The following is a 20,944-nucleotide window of genomic DNA, read 5'->3' as shown; positions in this document are numbered from 1 at the left end:
CCCATGCTTTGGCACAGGACACGGCCTTCAAAACATTCCCTTTTTTAATCCTCTTCTGTGGATTTCGTTCACAAATTTATGCGATGGTGAAGCTTCCCTGACGCTCACTCCCCCAGAAAAGCTCAAAGCGATCCCCACTTGCTGTAGGCCCTACTCCTGCTGGAGTACCTGTAAAAATAATATCTCCCTCGCCCAGTCCATAATGAGTCGCTATATATTCAACGATGTGCTGGATAGAAAAAATCATATTTTTGACATGTCCACGCTGCACTTCCTGTCCATTTTTGAGCAAGGAAAAATCCTGCAGCTCCAGCATGTCCAATTGTTCTAAAGGCAGGAATGGTGTCACGGGAGCAGACGATTTAAAGCCTTTGGCGGCGGTCCATGGATGGCCTTTTTTCTTGAGAGCACTTTGTACATCACGCAGGGTAAAATCGATGCCGAATGCAAATGCGTTCAGACACGTATCTGCGGACATGCCCGGTTCGTATTTACGTCCTACAGCTACAACCAGCTCAGTCTCAAAATGAATATCTCCCTGCCCCTGCGGAAGCTCCAGCGTGGCGCCATCCAGCGGCACAACCGCATGAGACGGCTTCAAAAAAATCATTGGTTCTGCGGGAACCTCATTACCCAGCTCCTCCGCATGCAGTTTATAATTGCGCCCAACACAGTAAACATTACGAATTTCCACGTTCATTACGACCCTTCACCCTTCCCGCGTATGTAGTCCAATTATTAACGTATAAGTTTACGTATATAGTGCCACATCCGATGCTTGGAAAGCAAAAAAACCCGTTCCCAGCGATCCGGCCAATTGGTGCAAATCATCAATTCAGGATGCAATGAGGCCAATTTCCGCATTATACGGCGGTCATCCACCGTCCACGCCATGACAGTAATACCGCGTCCAGTGAGATCTTTCATCAAGTTTCGATCCAAACGCGGATAGCCTATAGATAAAAAAGTGCATTGTAGCTGTTCCAGTTGCTTTGCCAAGTCATCTGGACGCGCATCAATAATCAATCCGGTACGGATCTCAGGACACAGCTCCTTAGCCCGGCGTAATGCAGCACGCTCAAAAGAGGTTAATACCACCTCTCCCTCCATCCCTCTCATCGCAATTTCACGGAGTACGACTTTCTCCAGTCCTGGATACATATCTCCCGCTGTTTTAAGCTCAATATTGAGCGATACGCGGCCACGACATAAATCCAGCACCTGTGCGAGGGAGGGGATTATTTCTCCACGGTATTCTGCACTTTTCCAGCTACCAGCATCAAGTTGTTGCAATGCTTTCCAGTCCGAATCCTTTACTCTCCCTGTACCATTCGTCGTTCGCTCCAGTGTAAAATCATGAATTACCACCGGAACACCGTCCTTTGACAGCTGTACATCCAGCTCAATCCAGTGCACAAATGGTTGCTCCAACGCAAGCTGAAAGGCTGCCATCGTGTTCTCAGGAGCAATCCCCGAAAAACCGCGGTGAGCCACACACAAATTATTCATCTTGTTATGACCTCCATCCACAAAGGAGTCCCTCATACGCTCATTCCGTCAATTCCTATATTAACAATTTCTTTCGAAATTCTATTGAGCACTTACTGTACCATCCGTCCCAATCGAGACATTTCCCGGTGACAGTGCCGCCACTCTCTGCAAAATTTTGCTGGCCTCCGTATCCTTCAATGGGATCGGCTGACCCAGCTCCGCCCGATAAGGAGTCAGCTTCATCTCGCAAGCCCCTTTACGGGTACAGGTTGCCTGAAATATCGCTGTATCCCAAGTGGCTGGCACCGTTGATTTAGAAAAAATAAAATTGCCTGTGCTGTATGCAATCCATTTACCTTTATATTGCTCCATCCCTTGAAGCACATGTGGATGACCGCCAATGACAAGATCAGCTCCAGCATCAATAAAAGCGTGCGATAACTCGGTTTGATGGGGCTCAAGTGCAGTTGCGCGCTCCTTCCCCCAATGGGTAATGACAATCACCAGATCGGCCTGCATTCGTGCCTCACGGATAGACTTTACGATAGCGGTCGAATCATAGGCTCCTGCTACACCGGGCTGTTTGGCGCCCGCATTCCAGTTGGCTTCAGGCATAACACGTGTAGTCCCCAACAAGGCAACTTTGATCCCTTTACGTTCAAAATAATGCGGTGCATATGCTTCTTTTGCATTACGTCCGGCTCCAGCATGGGCTATACCCTTTTCATCCAGATATTTCAGTGTATCCAGTAATCCGCCTGTGCCCTGATCCAAAATGTGATTGTTGGCCAAATTGACAGCGTCTATCCCTGCCGCAGCCAACGCAGTTAACGCTTTGGGCGAAGATTTATACACATACGTTTTATTTAACGCACCCACACCATTCGTTGTCACGGGCGTTTCCAGATTGGCAATCGTCAGATCGTCTTTATGAAACAAGTTTCCGAGATATTGATACGGAAAATCAAACCCATTCTGCTCCAAACGCTGCTCAACTTTACCGGAAAACTGCACATCCCCTACAAAGTGAAGCGTGACTGTCGGAGAGTCTGCACCGTCTGTTTTGGATTTCTTTATATCCTCCGTTCCTCCCTTATCGGTGGATGGATTATCGTCGTATATATCCTTATTGGACGTATCGTTCTGTGCTTGCCCGTCTTTCCCCGAGGACAATTTTGCTCCTGTGGAACTGCCTTCGGGAGCATTTGTGTCAGACGTTGTCGCGGGACGATTGCTTGTGTCTGAAGCAGTAGATTGCTTTGTTTCATCGTCGGCAAATTTATTTTCTGCATGGGGGCCTTCATCCAGCTGTTTATTTGACAAGGGTGTAACATTTTCACTGACCGAGGGAGTAGACCGATCTGCACTAGCAGATCCTGTTTGGATTTTCTTCTCCGTTTGCGAATACCCGGCATTTTCCGCAAGAGAGCCACTGTTGTCGTGTTCAAATATGTAATAATAACCGAAAAGACCTACAATCATAAGCAGTAGGACCAGATTTGTAATGATCCAAGCCTTGCCTATTTTTGGTTTTCTTGCTTTTTTGCGACCTTCATTTCGCTGTGATCTGGGAGGGTACATTCTTCACTCCTTCTATGCTATTGCATTTGCATAACTTCTTTATTAGCTGGCGAACTTTACACCTTCTCCATTATATATCAAATTTCAATATAAATAGAACCCCTCGCCTGGATCGCGAAGGGTTCATTATCGAACATTTACACCTGTACCTTGACTGCTTCCTGTTGTGTCGTTTGGACGGCATTGGAGGCCCATTCCTTAGCCTGACGGATGCAATCCGGTAAGCCAATTGCATCATAGCCAGCGCCCAACACATACACTCCCGGCATCTCAGTGCGTAACTCTTCACGCAAATCAGCTATAGCCTGCGGGTGCCCTACCGGATATTGCGGCATGGAATTGCGAAGACGTGTAATTTCCGTGAACAACGGAGTCGCTGTAACTCCCATCATCTCTTTCAGATCCTTACGTACCAGTCCAATCAACTCATCATCCGGTAACTCTACAGTGTCTTCAGCTCCTGCTCGCCCTACATAACAGCGCAACAGCACCTTATCATCTGGGCTGGTATGAAGCCACTTGGCAGACGTCCATGTACAAGCGGTCACGCTGCGTCCTTCTTTACGAGGAACCAGAAAACCAGAACCGTCAAAGACGTTCTCAATATCTGTTTTATCGAAGGCTAGGACCACGTTTGCTACGGAGACGTAATTAACAGCTTCCAGTGCAGCCACATTGACATGATCTCGCAATAGCGGCGCAGCAGCAAAGTTGGGAGTCGTTACAAAAATATCATCCGCCTCCAGCATCTCTCCATTGTCCAGCATAACGCGATATGGGCTGCCTTCACTTTGCGGTGTCTTTGTGAATTCTGTAACAGCAATACCGGTGCGTAAATCACAGTCATACAAATCATTCAGTAACGCATGCACCAAACTTTGCAAGCCTTGACGGAAGGTCAAAAAGGCGCTTTTTTTCGTACCCGTATGTGTTTCAGCTGGTTTTCGACCTGTCATCATTCCGTGAATGAGACTTCCGTATTGCTTCTCTACCTCAGCAAATTGTGGGAAGGTCGCTTGCAAACTTAGTGTCTTCATGTTGGCAGCATAAATCCCTGCCAGTAGTGGTTCGGTTACATTTTCTAGCACTTCTTTGCCAAGTCGGCGTTCAATAAAATCACCCAACGCCTCATCTCCCGGTACACGGCGAGGCGGAATGACAAAATCCATCATAGCCCGCATTTTCCCGCCTAAAGAGATCAAGCCGCTGCGCAAAAAGGGTTTCAGCTCCGTTGGAATCCCCAGCACCAGTCCAGGGGGCATCGGATGAAGCTGTCCTTCATGCAAAATGTATGTCTTTTTAGCCTCAGGATTCGTGCTCACCAGTTCATGATCCAACTCCAGCTCTTTTGCCAGGTCTATCATGGCCGTTTTACGGGCCAGAAAGGAATCTGGCCCCTTTTCAATCACAAAACCATCTTTATGCAGTGTTTCAATTTTTCCGCCCAGCACGGATGCTTTCTCCACCAGCGTAATTCGAGGTGTGTAGCCAGCTTCTTTGTACATTTTTCGTGTATAAAAAGCAGTGCTAAGCCCGGTCAAGCCTCCGCCTACAATTACAATATTACGTAACCTTTGCTCCATTATGTCCTCATCCCTTTTTCCATTGGTCTATGATGACATCACTAAGCGTCTCCATATACAGTGGATCACTGTTGAGTGAATCAATACGCTGAAAACGCATATCCAATTCCTTCGCCAAAGCCTGTGCTTCAATATCCAGATCGTATAACACCTCTAAGTGATCAGAAACAAAGCCAACTGGTGCAGCCAGCACATACTCCACTTGCTCCTCTTTAAGACTGTGCATGGTATCCAAAATGTCTGGCCCCAGCCATGGTTCTGCTGTACGACCAGCGCTTTGCCACGTAAACTGCCAGTTGGTAATCCCCACCTTATCCGCAACAGCCTGCGAAGTAGCCATTAATTGCTCTACATAAGGATCACCCATAGCCAAAATCCGCTCAGGCAAGCTGTGCGCACTAAATAGAACACGAACCTCATCCCGCTTGGCTCCAGCTTCTTCAAAAAGCGCCAGCTTGGCGTTCACACGCTCAGTTAGCGTCTTAATCAACTTTGGATGAAGATAATAGCTCTCCACAAATGATATGGCCAGATCCAGTTCCTGTGCCTTAGCCTGTGCGCGCTTAATATAAGTGCCTACACTCATAACGGAATAATGCGGAGCCAGCACGACACCCACCGCAGCACGAATGCCATCTTGCACCATGGCTTCCACACCGTCCTCAATAAACGGTTTCGCATGTTTGAGTCCCTGATAACAGGCAAATTCAATGTCCGGGTTGCGATTTTCCCGATTTAGGGTTTCCTGCAGGTTTTGAACCTGCCGATCCGTATTCTGACGCAGCGGAAACACACCGCCCACAATAGCTTCATAACGATCCTTTAATTCCTTTAGCTGCTCCGGCGAGGGAGCATTACCGCGACGGATATGTGTATAGTAGGCTTTCACCTGATCCAGACTTTCTGGCGTCCCGTAGGACATAACCAGCACACCCACTTTGGTTTTCATTAGCAGATCACCTCTTAACATTTCTAATGGTTTAATTCTTTGACAAAATCGAGTGGGAATACTCATGTACATAATCAGTAAGCTCTCTTAGCTTATCTAGCGAGGCTTCAGGAAATAAACCGTGACCGAGATTGAAAATGTAACCCGGCTCCAAGATACCTTCATCTACAATGGTTTTCGCATACTGCTTGATAACATCTATTGGCGCAGTAAGCACATAAGGATCCAGATTTCCCTGTACACCAAAACCGTTGCCCAAGCGACGACGTCCTTCAGGTATACTTACCCGCCAGTCCAGTCCAATCACATCGGCTTTTAACCCATTCAAGTGTGGGAGCAATTCACCAGAGCTTACGCCCGGAAAATAAATTTTAGGTACATCCAGATCAGATAATTCATGAAAAATACGTGTGATAGTCGGCAGCACAAAAGTTTGAAAATCATAGGGCGAGAGCGCACCTACCCAACTATCAAACAATTGAAAAGCCTTACCGCCATTAGCGATATGAGCTCGCACGTATGTAATAACCATGTCCCCTAGCTTATCCATCAGGCGATGCCACAACTCAGGCTCTCCATACATCATCGCTTTGGTGCGAATATATCCTTTGGAGGGTCTTCCTTCTATTAAATAGCTTGCAATGGTAAAAGGCGCTCCAGCGAACGTAATCAATGGCACTTTCAGTTCACGGTCCAAAATGCGGATCGTTTCCAAAATATGACCCAAATCGCGTTCCACATCAATTGGACGCAACTTGTCTACGTCTGCAGCTGACCGGATCGGATTATCAATAACCGGTCCAATATTTTTGACAATATCAAAATCAACCCCTAGCGAGGCCACCGGATTCATAATATCAGAATATAAAATTGCAGCGTCCACCCCGAGCTTGCGCACGGGCATCAAAGTCACTTCTGCGGCCAACTCGGGCTGGCGGCATATCTCAAGCAACGTGTATTTTTCTTTAATTTTGCGATACTCAGGGTCATACCTTCCGGCCTGCCGCATGTACCATACGGGAATATGATCCACAGCTTGCTTGCGGCAAGCGCGGATAAAAGTATCATTGTAGGTCATGACTTCAGCCTCCAGTTCGAATCATAAATACTATATTTTAATTATGCCCTTTTTCAAGAGTCGTAACAACCGTAGCTCTCGAACAAACCATGACAAACCCATGACATTTGGATAAAGTTTCAATGAAGTGTGCTATACTAGAGAAATGGCTTTTTTTAAAGCTCCGGAGAAGTTATGCGTTGATACGTAGGATTTACAACAGGATGAGAATGGGCAGAAAGGAAGTGAAAGCACATTGAAAACGTGGGAGACGTGGAAAATCAATCTCATTGTGCTTTGGTTCGGTCAGTTTCTGGTCAATGCGGGTATTACGATGATTACTCCGTTCCTCGCTCTGTATCTGGCTCAGGACCTTCATGTGAAGGGAGAGCACGATATTGGTCTATGGGCTGGAGTTATTTTTGCCGCTAACTTTTTGACCTCATTTATGTTCCAGCCTTTGTGGGGCAAGCTGGCTGACCGATATGGACGTAAAGTCATGCTGCTTCGCTCAGGCTTTGGTATGGCTTTGGTCATCGGATGTATGGGTTTGGTCACCCATCCGTGGCAACTGCTGGCGCTTCGCCTGCTGAACGGTACGATTTCGGGTTTCAATCCGGCATCGATTTCCCTAGTATCGGGCACCACTCCCAAAGAGCGAACCGGATTCGCTATGGGGATTATGCAATCCGGTCAGATGGCCGGCACGATTCTCGGTCCTCTGCTAGGCGGATTTTTGGCTGATTGGGTCGGATTCAGACCGATCTTTTATATTACAGGCGCTCTGATTTTTATAGCCTCGCTCATTGCAATGTTTCTGGTTAAAGAAAATTTCAGTAAAGCGGAAGCCGCACGCACACCGCAAATTTCGGTTCTTGCCGGATTAAAGGAGCTAAGCCATACGCCCCAGCTTCCGGCTTTGTTCACCGTAACGTTTCTGCTCCAATTTGCCATGATCAGTACGGTATCTCTGCTGCCGTTATATGTGCAAAAACTATATGGGTCGGCAGAAGGAATTGCACTGATTGCCGGGTTCGTTACAGCTATAACAGGCGTATCCAATATGATTGCTGCACCACTCCTTGGAAGATTGAGTGACAAGATAGGAGCGCACAAGATCTTGACCATTGCACTGCTCGGAACGGCGGTTATGCTCATTCCGCAGGCTTTTGTCAATGAAGTGTGGCAACTTGTCATTATCCGTTTTTTCATGGGTGTATTTATGGGCGGTCTGCTACCAAGCGTAAATGCGCTGATTCGCACGTATACACCGGAAGGAATGGAAAGTCGTTCTTTCGGCTTCAATACCAGCTCGCTCGCGCTTGGGAATATGCTGGGTGCTGTCATTGGCGGGGTGCTATCCGGGTTTATCGGCATCGAAGGACTGTTTATCATGTCAGGTGTCCTGTTAATCGTCAACATATTCTGGGTACGCATGAAGCTTTTTGATCGTAAGGCTACGCCTGATTTCAGGTAAGAAACCTTCAGGTAAGACAAGCCCGCCTTAACAGACAAGAACCTCCTTGTCCACGCTACATTGGACAGGGAGGTTCTTTTTTTATAGCTATACATAGGGAAGAATGAACGCTATTTAACTCGAGCTAGCGCCAATCCATCGTAAGCTGGCAAAAGCGTGCTGACCAGCCGCGGATCTGTTGCTATCGTTTCGTTAAAACGTCTCACGGCCTGAACGGCAGGGCCGTTCTTATCCGTATTCAGCGTCCGTCCGCGAAGGAAACAGTTGTCTCCCGCAATAATGGCACCTGGATTCGCCAGAGCAATCGCATATTCCAGATATACTGGGTAATTTTCCTTATCTGCATCAATGAAGAAAAAATCGAAAGTTCTTCCCTCTTCCTGAAGTTCTTTCAAGCTGTCCGCTGCGGGTCCAATACGATATTCGACACGGTCACCGTAGCCATTGTTTTCCATATGTCGATGTGCCAGCGCTGCGTACGCTTCTTTCAGCTCCAGTGACACAATACGGCCCTTTTCTCCCAGCCCACGGGCCAGACATAATCCACTGTAGCCGCCTAATGCGCCGATTTCCAGTACATGCTGTGCGCCAGATACTTCAATTAGAAAGGTCAACAGTTTTCCATAAGGATGGGTAACGGATACTTCCGGCATACCTTCTTTAACGATAGCCTCCCTAATACTGCGAAGTGCTTCATCCTCTTGTACCAGCTGGTCTACATATTGTTCAGGCGTCATATTGGGTGTAATTTCCACGGTTCATCTCTCCTTATTGCTTAATCATAACGCAGGTAGGACGTGGTGTCCTTCGTAAATTTTTTACCTTAATGATTTGTCTCTTCGAGTACAATGACCTATACTATAGGGATTGAACCAAGCTTACATGATTATGGGGACGGAGTGAATACGTTTAATGACTCAACTGCAACTAATTGCGACTGCGCCAATGGGACTTGAAGCCGTCGTGGCCCGAGAACTCAGAGAACTCGGGTACGAAGATCTAACCGTCGAAAACGGCCGCGTCGTTTTTACCGGAGATTATATGGATATATGCCGGTGTAACCTGTGGCTTCGCACATCAGACCGCGTACTTATTAAAATGGGTGAATTTGCTGCAACAACCTTCGATGAGCTGTTCGAGGGTACCAAAGCATTACCCTGGCAGGATTGGATTCCTGTAGATGGTGAATTCCCCGTAGAGGGACGTTCGCACAAATCACAGCTTAGTAGCGTACCAGCCAGTCAAGGAATCGTCAAGAAGGCGATTGTAGAGAAGCTCAAGGAAACCTACCACACAGATTGGTTTGCTGAAGATGGCCCTCGTTACGTCATTGAGGTCATTCTATTGAATGATCGTGCGTTGCTGACGCTTGATACAACCGGTCCAGGACTGCACAAACGCGGCTACCGTAAGCTCGTTACAGAGGCGCCCCTCAAAGAAACGATGGCTTCTGCTCTTATTCAGCTTAGTCGCTGGAGCCCGGACCGCCCCTTCTATGACCCATGCTGCGGTTCCGGTACTTTATTGGTCGAAGCTGCCATGCAAGCCTGGAATATTGCGCCAGGACTGAGACGTACCTTTAACTCGGAAGACTGGCCTGTCATTGGCAGAGAATTATGGGATCAGGCTCGCGACGAGGCGATGGATTTGACCCGCGATGACATTCCTTTTGAAATTGCAGGTAGCGATATCGATCCAAATGCCATACAAGTTGCTGAGGCAGCTGTAAAAGCAGCAGGCTTTGCTAAAGACATCCCTCTTAAGGTGATGCCTGTAACTAAAGTCAGACTCGAAGGACAATATGGTGTGATGATTACAAACCCACCTTATGGCGAGAGACTGAGCGAACAATCCGAGGTGGAAAAGCTGATCCGTTCACTCGCACGCACGGCAGCCGAAATGAAGACCTGGTCCTTCTTTGCCATCAGCTCCACCAAGCAATTTGAGCATTATTGGGGCCGTAAAGCAGACAAGCGCCGGAAGTTGTTTAACGGCCGGATCGAATGCCAATACTATCAGTATCTAGGCCCTCTGCCTCCGCGCCGCAAAGATACTTCGCCGTTGCAGCCTTAAATAAGATGAAGCCTAGGCCAGGAAACGAACTCTCCGTTCGTTGTTCTGGCCTGATTTGTGCTGTATTTTCTTTACTTAATCATTGAAATGCGCGAGATGAGCGCTATAATAATTAAAGGCATTTCGGTTTTAACATTACGTTAATATGTAATTTATACTAGCCGAACATTTCTGCCAGAGGGGGTAAAGTGTTGGTTATTCGCACGTCCAGTGCAAGTCGCACTGGTAACACGTTCAGCAGAATGCTGCTGTCTCGATATTTTGGACTAGGTCTGTTTTTTGTGCTTATGATCGGCAAGCTCGTACTGATTCACTATAACTTGCATGCCCAAAATATTGACATGAATCCGCTGGATTATGTCATCGCTATTGGTTCGCTTTTACTTGTGAGCTTCTGGACCTTATGGCTGCCACGTCGCGGACGTTTGATTGCTCTTGTGGTGCTCGATATGTTGCTCACCGCGCTCATTTATTCCGACATGGTTTATTATCGGTATTTCCAGGATTTCATTACGATTCCCGTCTTACTTCAAGCTGGACAAGTTGATTCTCTGGGCGGAAGTATCGCATCCCTTATGTACTGGGGGGACATTCTCTTTTTTGCAGACTGGATTCTATTCATTCCGTATGTCATATTTGTGGCTTCCTTACGACGTCGATTTACCACGAATGATACTTATTTAAAAGCATCCCGAAGCTCCTACACAAAGAGGTTCCTGCTTCGCTTCTCTAAAGGAGCATTGGCCTTCCTGATTGGCTATGTATTAACATTTGGGCCGATCAAATATTATACCTCCACGTGGGCAACTGGCATATTTGTCGGCAACTGGTGGTCGATGGCCTTGTACAATGTAACAGGGTTGATCGGATTTCATGGATATGACATCTACCGCTATGGTCAGGATCACCTTGGTCCTCAGCCTACATTGGCTCAAGCGGAATCCGATAAGGATAAGGAATGGTTTAATCAGCACCAAAAGTTGCTTCAGGTAAAAAATGATCTATCTGGCAAGTATAAGGGCAAAAACGTGATGGTCATTCAAGCTGAAGCGTTCATGAACTTTTTTATCGGCAAACAGATCAACGGTGCAGCGATTACGCCTAACTTTGACAAACTGACGAAGGAAAGCATGTATTTCAACAATTATTTTCACCAGACTGCGCAGGGCCGTACTTCGGACGCGGACTTCTCTACACATGCTTCGCTGCATCCGCTCCCTACAGGCTCTGTATTTATCCGTTATGCGGACCATAAATTCGATACGCTACCTTCCATTTTGAAGGATACTGGATATAGTCCCAATGCGTTTCACGTGTATGACAGCAGCTTCTGGAACCGCTACACTATGTATAAGGCAATGAACTATGACAAGTTCTACAGTAAAAAAGATTTTAAAATTGATGAGCCATTGGGCTGGTCCCTGGGAGACAAATCCTTTTTCCGTCAAACGCTCAATGATCTCACTACCGAAGTTAAGCAGCCGTTCTATGCCTATATGGTCGGTATCTCGAGCCATCATCCGTACAACCTGTCACCTGACGCGGTAGATTTAGACGTTGGCGAGTTTGAAGGTACCATGTTCGGAGACTATCTAAAATCTGTCCATTATGTAGATGAAGCACTAGGCGAATTGGTAGATCAGATGAAGAAAGACGGACTGTGGGATGATACGATCCTGATGTTTTATGGGGATCATGATAATTCTATTAAAGACAAAGCACTGTATGAGAAATTTTTAGGCAAGCCACTTACGGATCTGGACATGCAGAAAATCATGAATCAGGTGCCATTGCTTGTGCATCTTCCTGACGGAAGTCAGGCGGGCACGTATACAGAACCGGCAGGTCAGTTGGATCTGACTCCTTCCGTAATGCACCTACTTGGGATTTCTACAAAACCATATCATTTTATGGGAAACGATCTGTTTAGCGGGAAGCCTCGTATGGTTGTGCTACGTACTGGTGCTTTCACGGATGGACGAGTGTACTACATTCCATCTGAGGACGGTACATTCTCCAAAGGGACCTGTTACAACCTGAGTACAGGCCAGCCTACAGACGTAAACGCCTGCGGACCGGGATATACCGAAGCTCTCAATCGGTTGAACATATCCGATCAGGTTATCACATACGATCTTATTCGCGAATGGGAACCACAAACAAAGAAGTAACTCCTTCTGTATCTGTATCTAATAGACTTTATGTGGGAGGTTGCTGATATAGCATCTTCCCAAACCCCTTTAACGATGTCGCCGCATAACTACTCTGTATATAACAAAAAAGCACGATCCATCGGCTTGTAAGTGCTGTGGATCGTGCTTTTTTATGGATTGTCACTCGACTGCGCTCGTTGTTACCAGTCACAAATGCTTAGGAACGCAACGTTTTTTTGGCCTGTTCAAGCCGTTGTACCTCTTCACCAAGCATATCCTCCGCAACTTCTACTGAGTCGTCACCAAGGCTATCCTTCGCCTGCTGTATGGCATGTTCAGCATGAGTGCGAGACTGCTCCGCCTGTTCAATCAGTTGCTCAGCTGGATGTGACAATGCCTGAGAGACGGCATTGTGGAGCCTGTCCACCGAGTTTTGTGTTTGAGCCTCAACACTGTGATTGTCGAGATTGGAATCATATTGGGCCATGAGTCACTCCTCCTTCTGGGCAGTGGTCTACATCCATTAGCATGGATCAGAAGAAGGGGAACTATTCAAAAATTGCGAATGCTGCGTACTGGAACTATTTGATAAAGCGCGCAGCCTTCTCCAATACTTCATCCTCCGTAGCCGCACTCACATAACGTCCGTTCACATACACAAACGCCCGTTTCCCACAAGGACCGCAATACGATTTGCAGCCGATTTTGATCTCGGCATCTGGTGCCATCTTTTGCAACTTGGGCAAGATTGTTTTCAAGCGAATATGATTGCATTCATCACATACGCGAATATCGTTGGCCATCTGTCATCCCTCCGAGCTCCGGCTTAGTGGTCGCCGTGATTACCTTGGGAAGGGTTAGTAATGACAAATCCTTCTTCGGGGAAGTACAAGTAATCAATTTTCACACCATCCAGCAGCGGCTGGCCGCTTTCCAAAATTACGTCAATGCCTTTATCTGTAGATACGACAGTATCTGTTTCTTTAGGCGTGTCCAAATCCAGCCCGTAATGAGCATGATCTCCATGAGCATGAGTAATAACAACGCGCAGGCTCTTCCCTTGGTTCTCTTCCTTATCCAGTTCAAGTTTCAATACTTTAGCTGCGTTACGAGTAATTTTGCAGTTCATCAAACTTCATCTCCTTCATATTCATTAAATGAAATGTGGTTTATTGGATAAATCACAATTATGTTTAGCATAGCAAAAGGCAATATTCCTATTGTAAAGAAAATCGCGAAAAATCGCAATCACGAAATTCATAAGCTTATCTACCGAACACGTACATGTTGCTTTTCAAGCACATCTGGATATTTTCGTTCGGCACGGGTGACAAACCAATTCATAAGCAATAGCGTAACACCAATATCGTCGATGGGCATAAATGGCATGACATCAGGTAATACCCAATAGAGCAACACAGGCACCGCAAAGAGTAATTTTTCTCCCAGCGGAATCCTTGATGAAGTAATCAGTCGGGGCATACGACGAAATACATGTGACCATTGACGGAGAGATAGTAATCTTTTCCACTTCATAGGTTGTTCACTCCATTTCCAATGCTCCTAAGTATATATACCCCATTGAAGGGACATGTAAAGAGGAACACTTATAAAAAACGTGTTCCTCCTAATACGTGCAAGTGATTCGATACGTTTCAGTAGGCCGAATTTTTTACCATGACAGCACTGTTGCCATTAACATGCCCACTTCTGCTGCAATATCATCGTAATCACGCATGGGCAGCGGATTTACGCCTAGACCGACTTCAACGGTAAACCCCGGTTTACCAAATCGCTGTATAAACCAATCCTTGTACCCTGCATCGCTCCCACCCAGCTTTACCGCCCGGTAACCTGTTGCGGCAGCTAGCCGTAAGGCCCAATCTCGGCTCTCCTTAGGCTCTAGATCCCGATAATTCCAATAGATCTCCTGTCCCTGACTGTGTATGGATAACACCATGTCGAACTGTTCGCGCTCCGTTAGATCGGCAAGCGCCTTAGACTCCGGTTCAGACAAAGGTGCAGGCCCTGCATAGTCTCGTCGAGACGGACCTGTTTTACCGCGTCTGCGCACCTCTTCTTCCCAATATGCCGGAAATTGATCGTTGAGGTCGACACCACGAATATTGGCCTTCCAACCGCGATAATCAGCACGTCCTTCATTCCACTTTTTGAGGTCATGATACAACGGATGAGTTGGGAGTATACCTTGTTGCACCAGCTCTACCCCATCCGGGTTGACCATCGGAACCACCCATAAGGATGTATGCTCCAGCAAATCCCGCGGAGAACCTCCATACACCCATTGAGTGGCCCCTACATGTTCTTCAGTCCCACCGATCCCTTGTGCATATTGCTCTATAAAACGCAGCAAACAAGGCGTCGTCAGCCATTCATTAGCATGAACTGAAGCATTGGCGTGAATTTTACGCGTTCCTTGCCCAATACGTACATAAGGAATATCCTTCCCCATGACACTGGTTCCAATGCTACCAACTTCAATAAACGGATATCTGCGGGCCAAGGCCGCTAGGTCTTCCTTTAAATCTTCGTATCCATATTCTCCACGTAATCGTACAATCTGATCCTGATGGTCCTCAGGAATAACAATAGTTTTTCCTTCCATAAAATCATGCTCCGCAAGTCCGGGGTTGGCTAGCCGTAACTCATCAAGCTCCACACCAAACTGCTTGGCAATCTGTCTTGCATACTCACCAGGCTGAATAACGTATTTACGATCCGTAGACGGACGAATATATAACACTTGACCACTAATCAGATAGGGTTGTGTGGCGGCCCACGGATTATCCACGATCAAAGTATCCGCCGATAGTTTAAAAGCCGAGGCGACCCGGTGCAATGTATCTCCTTTTTGAACGATATATTCCCTCATCTTCTACGCCCCTTCCATCTGCCTTACTGCATGTTATGCAAACGCGGCGTGTCTTGATGTAGCGAAAAGCAAAACAGCCGACTTCTTTTGTCCAATGACAAAAAGTCGGCTGTCTCGTTAATCCAAATTGGTGACTTGCCAGACGACAGGCGTTTGGCGAATTTGCTCCCCGAGCCACTGTGCGGCAATGCGCTGGAACAATTCAGGATCGCCGGAACAAAAAAGCTGATGTACCGGCGTTTCGTCCCCAGCTTCCAACTTGTCTTTGTTATACAAAATGGTACTCGTCTCACGCGCCGTTTCATCTGCCGAGCTAATGAGCTTAACTGCAGGCCCCATGACTTCTTGAATCGTTTCCTTCAAAAAAGGATAATGCGTACAACCAAGAATCAAACAATCAATCGGATACGTTTGAATAGGCCTCAATGTCTCCTCCACAACCTGCGATGTCGTCTTGGAGCGGAATAATCCTTGTTCCACCAATGGAACAAGCGCAGGACAAGCATGGCTCACCACGTCTACATAAGGAGACAATTGCTTGAGCGCAGCTGTATACGCTCCGCTTCGAATCGTACCGACAGTCCCAATCACCCCGACATGCCCGGTAGCAGTCGCGCTAATCGCAGCACGAGCCCCGGGGTGAATGACTCCGATCACCGGAATGGATACCTTTTGGCTTATATAGTCCAATGCCGCGGCAGTAGCCGTATTACAAGCAATAATAATGACTTTCGGATCAAATTGAATCAGAAAATCAACCATTTGCTCTGTAAATTTTTTAACCTCTTCCGATGGTCGGGGGCCATACGGAGTGCGCGCAGTGTCTCCAAAATAAATGATTTTTTCCCGTGGAAGCTGACGCATGACTTCTTTTACAACCGTCAAACCTCCTACACCGGAATCCAATATTGCAATCGCTTGCTGCACGTACACACCGCTTCCTTTTTTGTTCAAATATGAGTTGTTTCATCTCGGAAAGCTATCCGTTGCTACATACCTTATGTCGTATTCGTGTAAAAGGTACCCCAAAAGATTACCCTAAAACGAGGAAGTGATCAATAAAAAGGCTCCATCCCAACGGGAGAAGCCACGAATTCAAACTGTATTCAGTGTTTCACCTACGTTTTTACAGACCGTTACAGCGCATCTTTTTCCGTATCTTCTTGAACAGTCGCTGATGAAATACTAACCTCAGGAATAATTTCACCTTTTTTACGCCATTGCCCAATTTCATGAATGACGGCTGAGGCTGTCTCCTTAATTTTGTCAGTATACTCAATTGAGGTGTCTGAAATTTTCCCCGCTAGCTCCTGTCCCTTATCACTTACGTTGCGCGCCTGATCTGTAATATTCTGACGCAGCTCACGACCTGACTTAGGGGCAAATAATAAAGCAGCAACCGAACCAACAATGCTGCCTGCCAACGCGCCTCGGATAAAACTTTTGCAGTTCTCCTTCATCATCATCTCTCCCTTGTGCCCGGGCGAATGCCCATCTGTTAGTGCATTATAAGCATGGGGAGCTTGTCATGATACAGAAAACAAGCCTGAAAAGTTTTACTTTTTTTTAGAGCGGATACGATACAGGCAGCAACGGCCCCCATCTGCCAAACAATCCTCACGAACAACTTCGGCATCAAGTAGCTCCTCAAACATTTGCTGCTCGCATTCACAAGCCTTGCGGTAACGGCCTGCAATTTGAGAGATAGGACAATTGTATTCCACAATAGAGTAGCTACCATCCTCTTCCTCGCGCCACTCTGCCATATATCCGGAAGCATTCTGGATGCCCGAAAGCTTTTCCACACGTGAAGCCAGTGTAGTCTCCCCCTCTATATGAGGGGCGTAACGCTTCATCATTTTACGTTTTCTACCATCAAACAGCGAGTAAACAGCTTCCATTCCCTGTTCTTCATCGAGTTCCTCTAACAGTTCCAGTAACAAATGATCATAATTACGTGGAAACTGCTCGCTTCCCTGCTCGCTCAGGCTGTACAAAAACGTCGGGCGTCCCATCGCCTGTCTCACGATTGTAGCCACGATCAGGCCATCCTGCTCCATCAATTTGAGATGCCTACGCACTCCCATTTCGGTAATGCCTAATTGAGCTGCCAAGCTTCCGACGCCCACAGGTCCCTGGGTTTTCAATAGTGTCATGATCATGCGCCTAGTGGGCATTTCGGGTACGATATACTTATCCGTCACTTTTGCCTTTACACTCCCTCGGGCTGGTGACCCAATTCCTTATTTAAATAATCATGCACGTTAGATGCAAAAAGCTCCAGCAACCCAGGCAGCTTTGTTGTAAGCGGGTGAAGGCTTGTCCGGTCCCAATGGAAATACTCCTGCACTAAGGGTTTACGTAAGCCTACCAGCTCTACTAGCGAATGAAATACGGTATCATCCAGTACACCTTCCTCATGAATGATACCGATAATATCCTCATAGCTACTGGCGTCACGCATAATAAATCCGTCGATGATATAGCTTCCTACGTCCGTTACCGTCTCAATGGCCAGATGAAGACAGCGCTCCTGCACTAGCCCCTGCAACAGATCGCCGTTCCAGGAAGCAGAAGTCTGGCGAAGTCCGGCGACAATGTCGGGAACAGCCCCTAGTCGAAGCTCAATTTGTTCCCGGTTGACATAATACAAGGTCCTGCACCTCCAGTACCGCTTTAGATTTCATAATCAACTGCGATAGATACATCCTTCACTTCATTCATGTGTACAATAATTTCCTGGTGCACAGGGTGTACCTGATACGTTTGCAAATCCTCCAGTGTTTCGACAACAGCGGTAAGGGAAATATCATAAGAACGTTCCGAACGAATCACATCCGTACCTACTTCGAGTGACAGCAGCTCTTTGATTTTGCCGTTCATGCTGCGCAAAATGGATGCTGTGTGCTCAATGCTTTCGGGGGAGCGGTCTTTCAATTTGAACAAAACAATATGTTTAATCATACGTATAGGCTCCTTATCTTAAAATGTTCTCTTGAAAATTTTATCATAACGCCCCACATACGGAAAGAAACTTTGCAATTCTAGCGATCTTTTCCACCATTTTTTCCATCAGACTCCTTGTCCTTTAATAGGGCAAAAAAATTCTTGAGCTTCGGTGGGAGCGGTAAACCCATTCGTGAACAGTTTTCCGTAATAGAGATCAATTCATTGGATAAATAAAAGTACGTTGCCGCCCCTTTCATGATTTCGGTACCCATCAGGAGGTCCACATGATGCGCCAAAGAAATTACCATTAGCATTAAAGCCTTTCTCGCCAACCCCCAAAAGCCGGCTTTACTGCTTAAACCTTGCCCAGTCTTAATTGCTGCGGCGACTCCAGTCACATAATCGACAGCCATTGCAACCGTGAATAGCACCATTAGCTGATTCCAGCCGCCAAAGGCAAACGTAATAAAGGCTCCTGCGGTAGCACAAATCATACTAAACATACTCGGATTAATATTCATACCTTCCTCCTCTCGGGGCGGTTACTGTAATATATGCAGCGACGTGATAACCCGTAAAGTCATATGACCTGTGCATAGACATGAATTCATAGATTCATATAAACCATGCTGCAAACTTCACATTTTCGAGCAAATACAACAAAAAGACACCTTCCAAACCACTATACAAATGGTTGAAAAGGTGCCTTTTCTTTCATGCTATTCAATTAACGATGATCATTCCAAAAATTAAGCGGAGTCAGGTTATCATTCAACGGCTCGAACGAATATCCTTCTTTCTGCAAGGCCGCCATGATTTGTGGAAGCACCTTGATCGTAGATGGCTTATCATGCATAAGAACGACTGGTGTTCTGCCTTGCTTTTTCAGTCTCTTAATATCACTGAGGACTGTCTGTACAAAATGCTGCGGATTTTTAGTATAACGCCAATCATTCGAATCGATGTTCCAGTCCCAAATATGATAGCCTGCACCCGTCAATTGATCACGGTATGCTTTCTTCAAATATGGTTTGCTGCCATAAGGTGTACGAATCAAAGAAGTGCGTTTCCCTGTGGCCTTAAATAAAATGTCGTTATCCTGATTCATCTCTGCCAATGCTGCTGCCGGGGATGCATAGATCTTTTTCACCTGGTGTGTCATCCCATGGAGGCCCAAACCATGCCCTGCGTCTACCATTCTCTTCATCACTGCGCTATGTTGGCGAATTTCAGGTCCCAGCATGAAGAACGTAGCTTTGGCATTATATTTGTCCAAAATATCCAGCAGCTGCGACGTATGCGCTGTAGGACCATCATCGAAGCTCAAATAAATCGTACGGCTGGATGATGAGGCAGTTCCCTTGTTGCCTGTATTGCTGGCTTTGCCCGGTTCGACAGCTGCATACTGTTTAATTTCTGCCGCGAATGTATTCAAAAACTGAGCATCAGACAAACTAGCGTTTGCATTCTGAATTCGATACAGATTACTTGTAGGAACCGTAATAGTGAAGCCGAATGCATCGGTCAAAGTGCGAATTGGCACCATCGTGCGTCCTCCACGCTCGAACACATCCCCCTTGTTCAAATCCAGCGTAAAGCTGCGATTATGTCCAGTCAGCACCAATGTATTTCCATTGGCAGAAGTAGAAATACCCATCTTTTGCCCTAATGTAACGATGGGTACATACAACTTATCATTTTCCATTACGGGCTTAACCGTATTCGAATCTAGCAACACATCATTGACTCCCAGCAAAGGCGCCTTCGCTTGTGCACTCGCTGTATTCGTATGTATACCCAGCAAACCCAAACAACAGATTGCCATCAAGCATACAGCCATCCATTTTACTTTTAAAAGCTTCATTCATTACACCATCCTGTGCTGTATTTTATAATGTGCGGGAGCTATCTCTAGCTTGTCTATGAAGTTATACAGACATGACGATATAGACATGGCAATATAGACATTCACTCAACATAAAGAACATAAACGCATCTCAACCGACTGAACCGGACGTCTTTTGGCCCCCTATATATATTAATAGATTACCAGACTATAGTAGGTAAATATAGTAAAACAATTTGAAAACAATCTCGCAACCCCCCTGCCAGAGAAGGTTACAAAGTTGTGAATAAATCAATTGAGTTAGAGGATGGAAACAATTAATAAATTGCTTTATTGGAACTAGAACCTATGAAACAAGTCTTTCATGTATTTTGTACACAGTATTAATGGCTAGAACAGATCACTTGCCCTTTACCCGTTAGGAAATTGTCTGTGTTATCATTATAATATTTCTCAAACCTGCTCGTGTTTTTTTAAATGAGAGAGAATTCCTAATTGAAAATAATGTGAATCACAAAAAAAACCCCAAGAAGATTTCCCCTTGAGGTCAACAATATTAAAAATCATCGGGATGAGACCAATCAAAATCATCTTCGGAAAGATTATCTCTTGCGTTAAGCATACCCATAAAATATTTAACTGTATCCTCTAATGTTTCTGAGATTGTCTTACCAAACCCAACTCCACTCTCAGCAGAATCATCCTCAAGACTTTTAAGTTGGATATTCGTGAAACCTGCGAAAGTACCATTCGGTCGCTCGTAGACTTTTACCTTAAATTTTCCAAATGGGATCTTATTCAACTCCCAAACTTGAAATTCCGCAACGCATTTCTCAATTCTGGAAATACCTGTAATATTCATAGTTTTCCAATGTTCCAAAATACCACCCAC

23 protein-coding genes are annotated in these 20,944 nt (G+C 46.1%); 3 read left to right on the top strand and 20 right to left on the bottom strand.

Features of this window, described 5'->3' with window-relative positions:
• Positions 1-76 precede the first annotated feature (76 nt).
• The 6 genes from JOD82_RS05810 to hemE form a co-directional block, all read right to left on the bottom strand.
• Positions 77-700: a fumarylacetoacetate hydrolase family protein gene (locus JOD82_RS05810; RefSeq protein ID WP_069011075.1), complete on the bottom strand. Its 624-nt coding sequence runs from the start codon at positions 698-700 to the stop codon at positions 77-79.
• A 38-nt stretch (positions 701-738) separates the two neighbouring features.
• Entirely contained in the window at positions 739-1,509 is a 771-nt protein-coding gene (locus JOD82_RS05805; RefSeq protein WP_069011074.1) for a glycerophosphodiester phosphodiesterase, read from the bottom strand.
• A gap of 81 nt (positions 1,510-1,590) precedes the next feature.
• A complete protein-coding gene (locus tag JOD82_RS05800) occupies positions 1,591-3,072 on the bottom strand; it encodes a CapA family protein (RefSeq protein ID WP_069011073.1) in 1,482 nt (493 codons plus the stop codon).
• A gap of 137 nt (positions 3,073-3,209) precedes the next feature.
• A complete protein-coding gene (gene hemG / locus JOD82_RS05795; protein ID WP_069011072.1) occupies positions 3,210-4,655 on the bottom strand; it encodes a protoporphyrinogen oxidase in 1,446 nt (481 codons plus the stop codon).
• A 7-nt stretch (positions 4,656-4,662) separates the two neighbouring features.
• Positions 4,663-5,604 (bottom strand): ferrochelatase, encoded by a 942-nt coding sequence (gene hemH / locus JOD82_RS05790; RefSeq protein ID WP_069011071.1) that lies wholly within the window; start codon positions 5,602-5,604, stop codon positions 4,663-4,665.
• Positions 5,605-5,635: 31 nt separating this feature from the next.
• The gene (gene hemE, locus JOD82_RS05785) at positions 5,636-6,682 is read right to left on the bottom strand and encodes a uroporphyrinogen decarboxylase (RefSeq protein ID WP_039269982.1); all 1,047 of its coding nucleotides are present in this window, start codon (positions 6,680-6,682) and stop codon (positions 5,636-5,638) included.
• Between the two features lie 235 nt (positions 6,683-6,917).
• Between hemE and JOD82_RS05780 the strand changes: the two genes are divergently transcribed.
• Positions 6,918-8,138, top strand: coding sequence for an MFS transporter (locus JOD82_RS05780; RefSeq protein WP_029516688.1), 1,221 nt, complete (start codon positions 6,918-6,920; stop codon positions 8,136-8,138).
• 110 nt (positions 8,139-8,248) lie between these two features.
• On the opposite strand, the gene JOD82_RS05775 is transcribed toward JOD82_RS05780, so the two are convergent.
• A complete protein-coding gene (locus JOD82_RS05775) occupies positions 8,249-8,893 on the bottom strand; it encodes an O-methyltransferase (protein WP_081317557.1) in 645 nt (214 codons plus the stop codon).
• Between the two features lie 157 nt (positions 8,894-9,050).
• Between JOD82_RS05775 and JOD82_RS05770 the strand changes: the two genes are divergently transcribed.
• Together JOD82_RS05770 and JOD82_RS05765 are read left to right on the top strand one after the other, a co-directional pair.
• On the top strand, positions 9,051-10,211 hold the full coding sequence (locus JOD82_RS05770) for a THUMP domain-containing class I SAM-dependent RNA methyltransferase (RefSeq protein ID WP_023987994.1): 1,161 nt from the start codon (positions 9,051-9,053) through the stop codon (positions 10,209-10,211).
• 188 nt (positions 10,212-10,399) lie between these two features.
• Complete coding sequence (locus JOD82_RS05765; RefSeq protein ID WP_069011070.1) at positions 10,400-12,382, top strand: LTA synthase family protein; 1,983 nt, start codon at positions 10,400-10,402, stop codon at positions 12,380-12,382.
• Between the two features lie 199 nt (positions 12,383-12,581).
• On the opposite strand, the gene JOD82_RS05760 is transcribed toward JOD82_RS05765, so the two are convergent.
• The 13 genes from JOD82_RS05760 to JOD82_RS05700 all read right to left on the bottom strand — a co-directional run bounded on the left by JOD82_RS05760 (position 12,582) and on the right by JOD82_RS05700 (position 20,932).
• The gene (locus JOD82_RS05760) at positions 12,582-12,851 is read right to left on the bottom strand and encodes a hypothetical protein (RefSeq protein ID WP_023987992.1); all 270 of its coding nucleotides are present in this window, start codon (positions 12,849-12,851) and stop codon (positions 12,582-12,584) included.
• A 94-nt stretch (positions 12,852-12,945) separates the two neighbouring features.
• A complete protein-coding gene (locus tag JOD82_RS05755) occupies positions 12,946-13,167 on the bottom strand; it encodes a YuzB family protein (protein ID WP_007429791.1) in 222 nt (73 codons plus the stop codon).
• 23 nt (positions 13,168-13,190) lie between these two features.
• Entirely contained in the window at positions 13,191-13,493 is a 303-nt protein-coding gene (locus JOD82_RS05750; RefSeq protein ID WP_013370462.1) for an iron-sulfur cluster assembly accessory protein, read from the bottom strand.
• Between the two features lie 140 nt (positions 13,494-13,633).
• Positions 13,634-13,900, bottom strand: a complete 267-nt coding sequence (locus JOD82_RS05745; RefSeq protein WP_029516685.1) for a hypothetical protein — start codon at positions 13,898-13,900, stop codon at positions 13,634-13,636.
• 136 nt (positions 13,901-14,036) lie between these two features.
• Entirely contained in the window at positions 14,037-15,257 is a 1,221-nt protein-coding gene (locus tag JOD82_RS05740; RefSeq protein ID WP_209947943.1) for a M14 family metallopeptidase, read from the bottom strand.
• Between the two features lie 117 nt (positions 15,258-15,374).
• Positions 15,375-16,184, bottom strand: coding sequence for a glutamate racemase (gene racE / locus JOD82_RS05735; protein WP_069011068.1), 810 nt, complete (start codon positions 16,182-16,184; stop codon positions 15,375-15,377).
• Positions 16,185-16,393: 209 nt separating this feature from the next.
• On the bottom strand, positions 16,394-16,717 hold the full coding sequence (locus tag JOD82_RS05730; RefSeq protein WP_023987988.1) for a YtxH domain-containing protein: 324 nt from the start codon (positions 16,715-16,717) through the stop codon (positions 16,394-16,396).
• A gap of 96 nt (positions 16,718-16,813) precedes the next feature.
• Positions 16,814-17,461: a helix-turn-helix transcriptional regulator gene (locus tag JOD82_RS05725; protein WP_029516682.1), complete on the bottom strand. Its 648-nt coding sequence runs from the start codon at positions 17,459-17,461 to the stop codon at positions 16,814-16,816.
• 8 nt (positions 17,462-17,469) lie between these two features.
• The gene (locus JOD82_RS05720) at positions 17,470-17,910 is read right to left on the bottom strand and encodes a DUF86 domain-containing protein (protein WP_029516681.1); all 441 of its coding nucleotides are present in this window, start codon (positions 17,908-17,910) and stop codon (positions 17,470-17,472) included.
• A gap of 23 nt (positions 17,911-17,933) precedes the next feature.
• Positions 17,934-18,221 (bottom strand): Dabb family protein, encoded by a 288-nt coding sequence (locus JOD82_RS05715; RefSeq protein ID WP_013309679.1) that lies wholly within the window; start codon positions 18,219-18,221, stop codon positions 17,934-17,936.
• 80 nt (positions 18,222-18,301) lie between these two features.
• On the bottom strand, positions 18,302-18,727 hold the full coding sequence (locus JOD82_RS05710; protein WP_029516680.1) for a phage holin family protein: 426 nt from the start codon (positions 18,725-18,727) through the stop codon (positions 18,302-18,304).
• A 206-nt stretch (positions 18,728-18,933) separates the two neighbouring features.
• On the bottom strand, positions 18,934-20,070 hold the full coding sequence (locus JOD82_RS05705) for a polysaccharide deacetylase family protein (protein ID WP_209947941.1): 1,137 nt from the start codon (positions 20,068-20,070) through the stop codon (positions 18,934-18,936).
• A gap of 538 nt (positions 20,071-20,608) precedes the next feature.
• On the bottom strand, positions 20,609-20,932 hold the full coding sequence (locus tag JOD82_RS05700; RefSeq protein ID WP_069292099.1) for a hypothetical protein: 324 nt from the start codon (positions 20,930-20,932) through the stop codon (positions 20,609-20,611).
• Positions 20,933-20,944 lie beyond the last annotated feature (12 nt).

The organism is Paenibacillus sp. 1182 (assembly GCF_017833915.1).
In the GTDB taxonomy this organism is placed as follows: domain Bacteria; phylum Bacillota; class Bacilli; order Paenibacillales; family Paenibacillaceae; genus Paenibacillus; species Paenibacillus polymyxa_D.
Note: the sequence above shows the minus strand (reverse complement) of the source record. Positions and strands in the feature narration are given on the sequence as shown.

Bases quoted from the DNA above. Each gene is read 5' to 3' on its own strand.
- JOD82_RS05810 (WP_069011075.1), bottom strand. From the start codon at position 700: ATGAACGTGGAAATTCGTAATGTTTACTGTGTTGGGCGCAATTATAAA.
- JOD82_RS05805 (WP_069011074.1), bottom strand. From the start codon at position 1,509: ATGAATAATTTGTGTGTGGCTCACCGCGGTTTTTCGGGGATTGCTCCT.
- JOD82_RS05800 (WP_069011073.1), bottom strand. From the start codon at position 3,072: ATGTACCCTCCCAGATCACAGCGAAATGAAGGTCGCAAAAAAGCAAGA.
- hemG (WP_069011072.1), bottom strand. From the start codon at position 4,655: ATGGAGCAAAGGTTACGTAATATTGTAATTGTAGGCGGAGGCTTGACC.
- hemH (WP_069011071.1), bottom strand. From the start codon at position 5,604: ATGAAAACCAAAGTGGGTGTGCTGGTTATGTCCTACGGGACGCCAGAA.
- hemE (WP_039269982.1), bottom strand. From the start codon at position 6,682: ATGACCTACAATGATACTTTTATCCGCGCTTGCCGCAAGCAAGCTGTG.
- JOD82_RS05770 (WP_023987994.1), top strand. From the start codon at position 9,051: ATGACTCAACTGCAACTAATTGCGACTGCGCCAATGGGACTTGAAGCC.
- JOD82_RS05760 (WP_023987992.1), bottom strand. From the start codon at position 12,851: ATGGCCCAATATGATTCCAATCTCGACAATCACAGTGTTGAGGCTCAA.
- JOD82_RS05755 (WP_007429791.1), bottom strand. From the start codon at position 13,167: ATGGCCAACGATATTCGCGTATGTGATGAATGCAATCATATTCGCTTG.
- JOD82_RS05750 (WP_013370462.1), bottom strand. From the start codon at position 13,493: ATGAACTGCAAAATTACTCGTAACGCAGCTAAAGTATTGAAACTTGAA.
- JOD82_RS05745 (WP_029516685.1), bottom strand. From the start codon at position 13,900: ATGAAGTGGAAAAGATTACTATCTCTCCGTCAATGGTCACATGTATTT.
- JOD82_RS05740 (WP_209947943.1), bottom strand. From the start codon at position 15,257: ATGAGGGAATATATCGTTCAAAAAGGAGATACATTGCACCGGGTCGCC.
- JOD82_RS05730 (WP_023987988.1), bottom strand. From the start codon at position 16,717: ATGAAGGAGAACTGCAAAAGTTTTATCCGAGGCGCGTTGGCAGGCAGC.
- JOD82_RS05715 (WP_013309679.1), bottom strand. From the start codon at position 18,221: ATGATTAAACATATTGTTTTGTTCAAATTGAAAGACCGCTCCCCCGAA.
- JOD82_RS05710 (WP_029516680.1), bottom strand. From the start codon at position 18,727: ATGAATATTAATCCGAGTATGTTTAGTATGATTTGTGCTACCGCAGGA.
- JOD82_RS05705 (WP_209947941.1), bottom strand. From the start codon at position 20,070: ATGAAGCTTTTAAAAGTAAAATGGATGGCTGTATGCTTGATGGCAATC.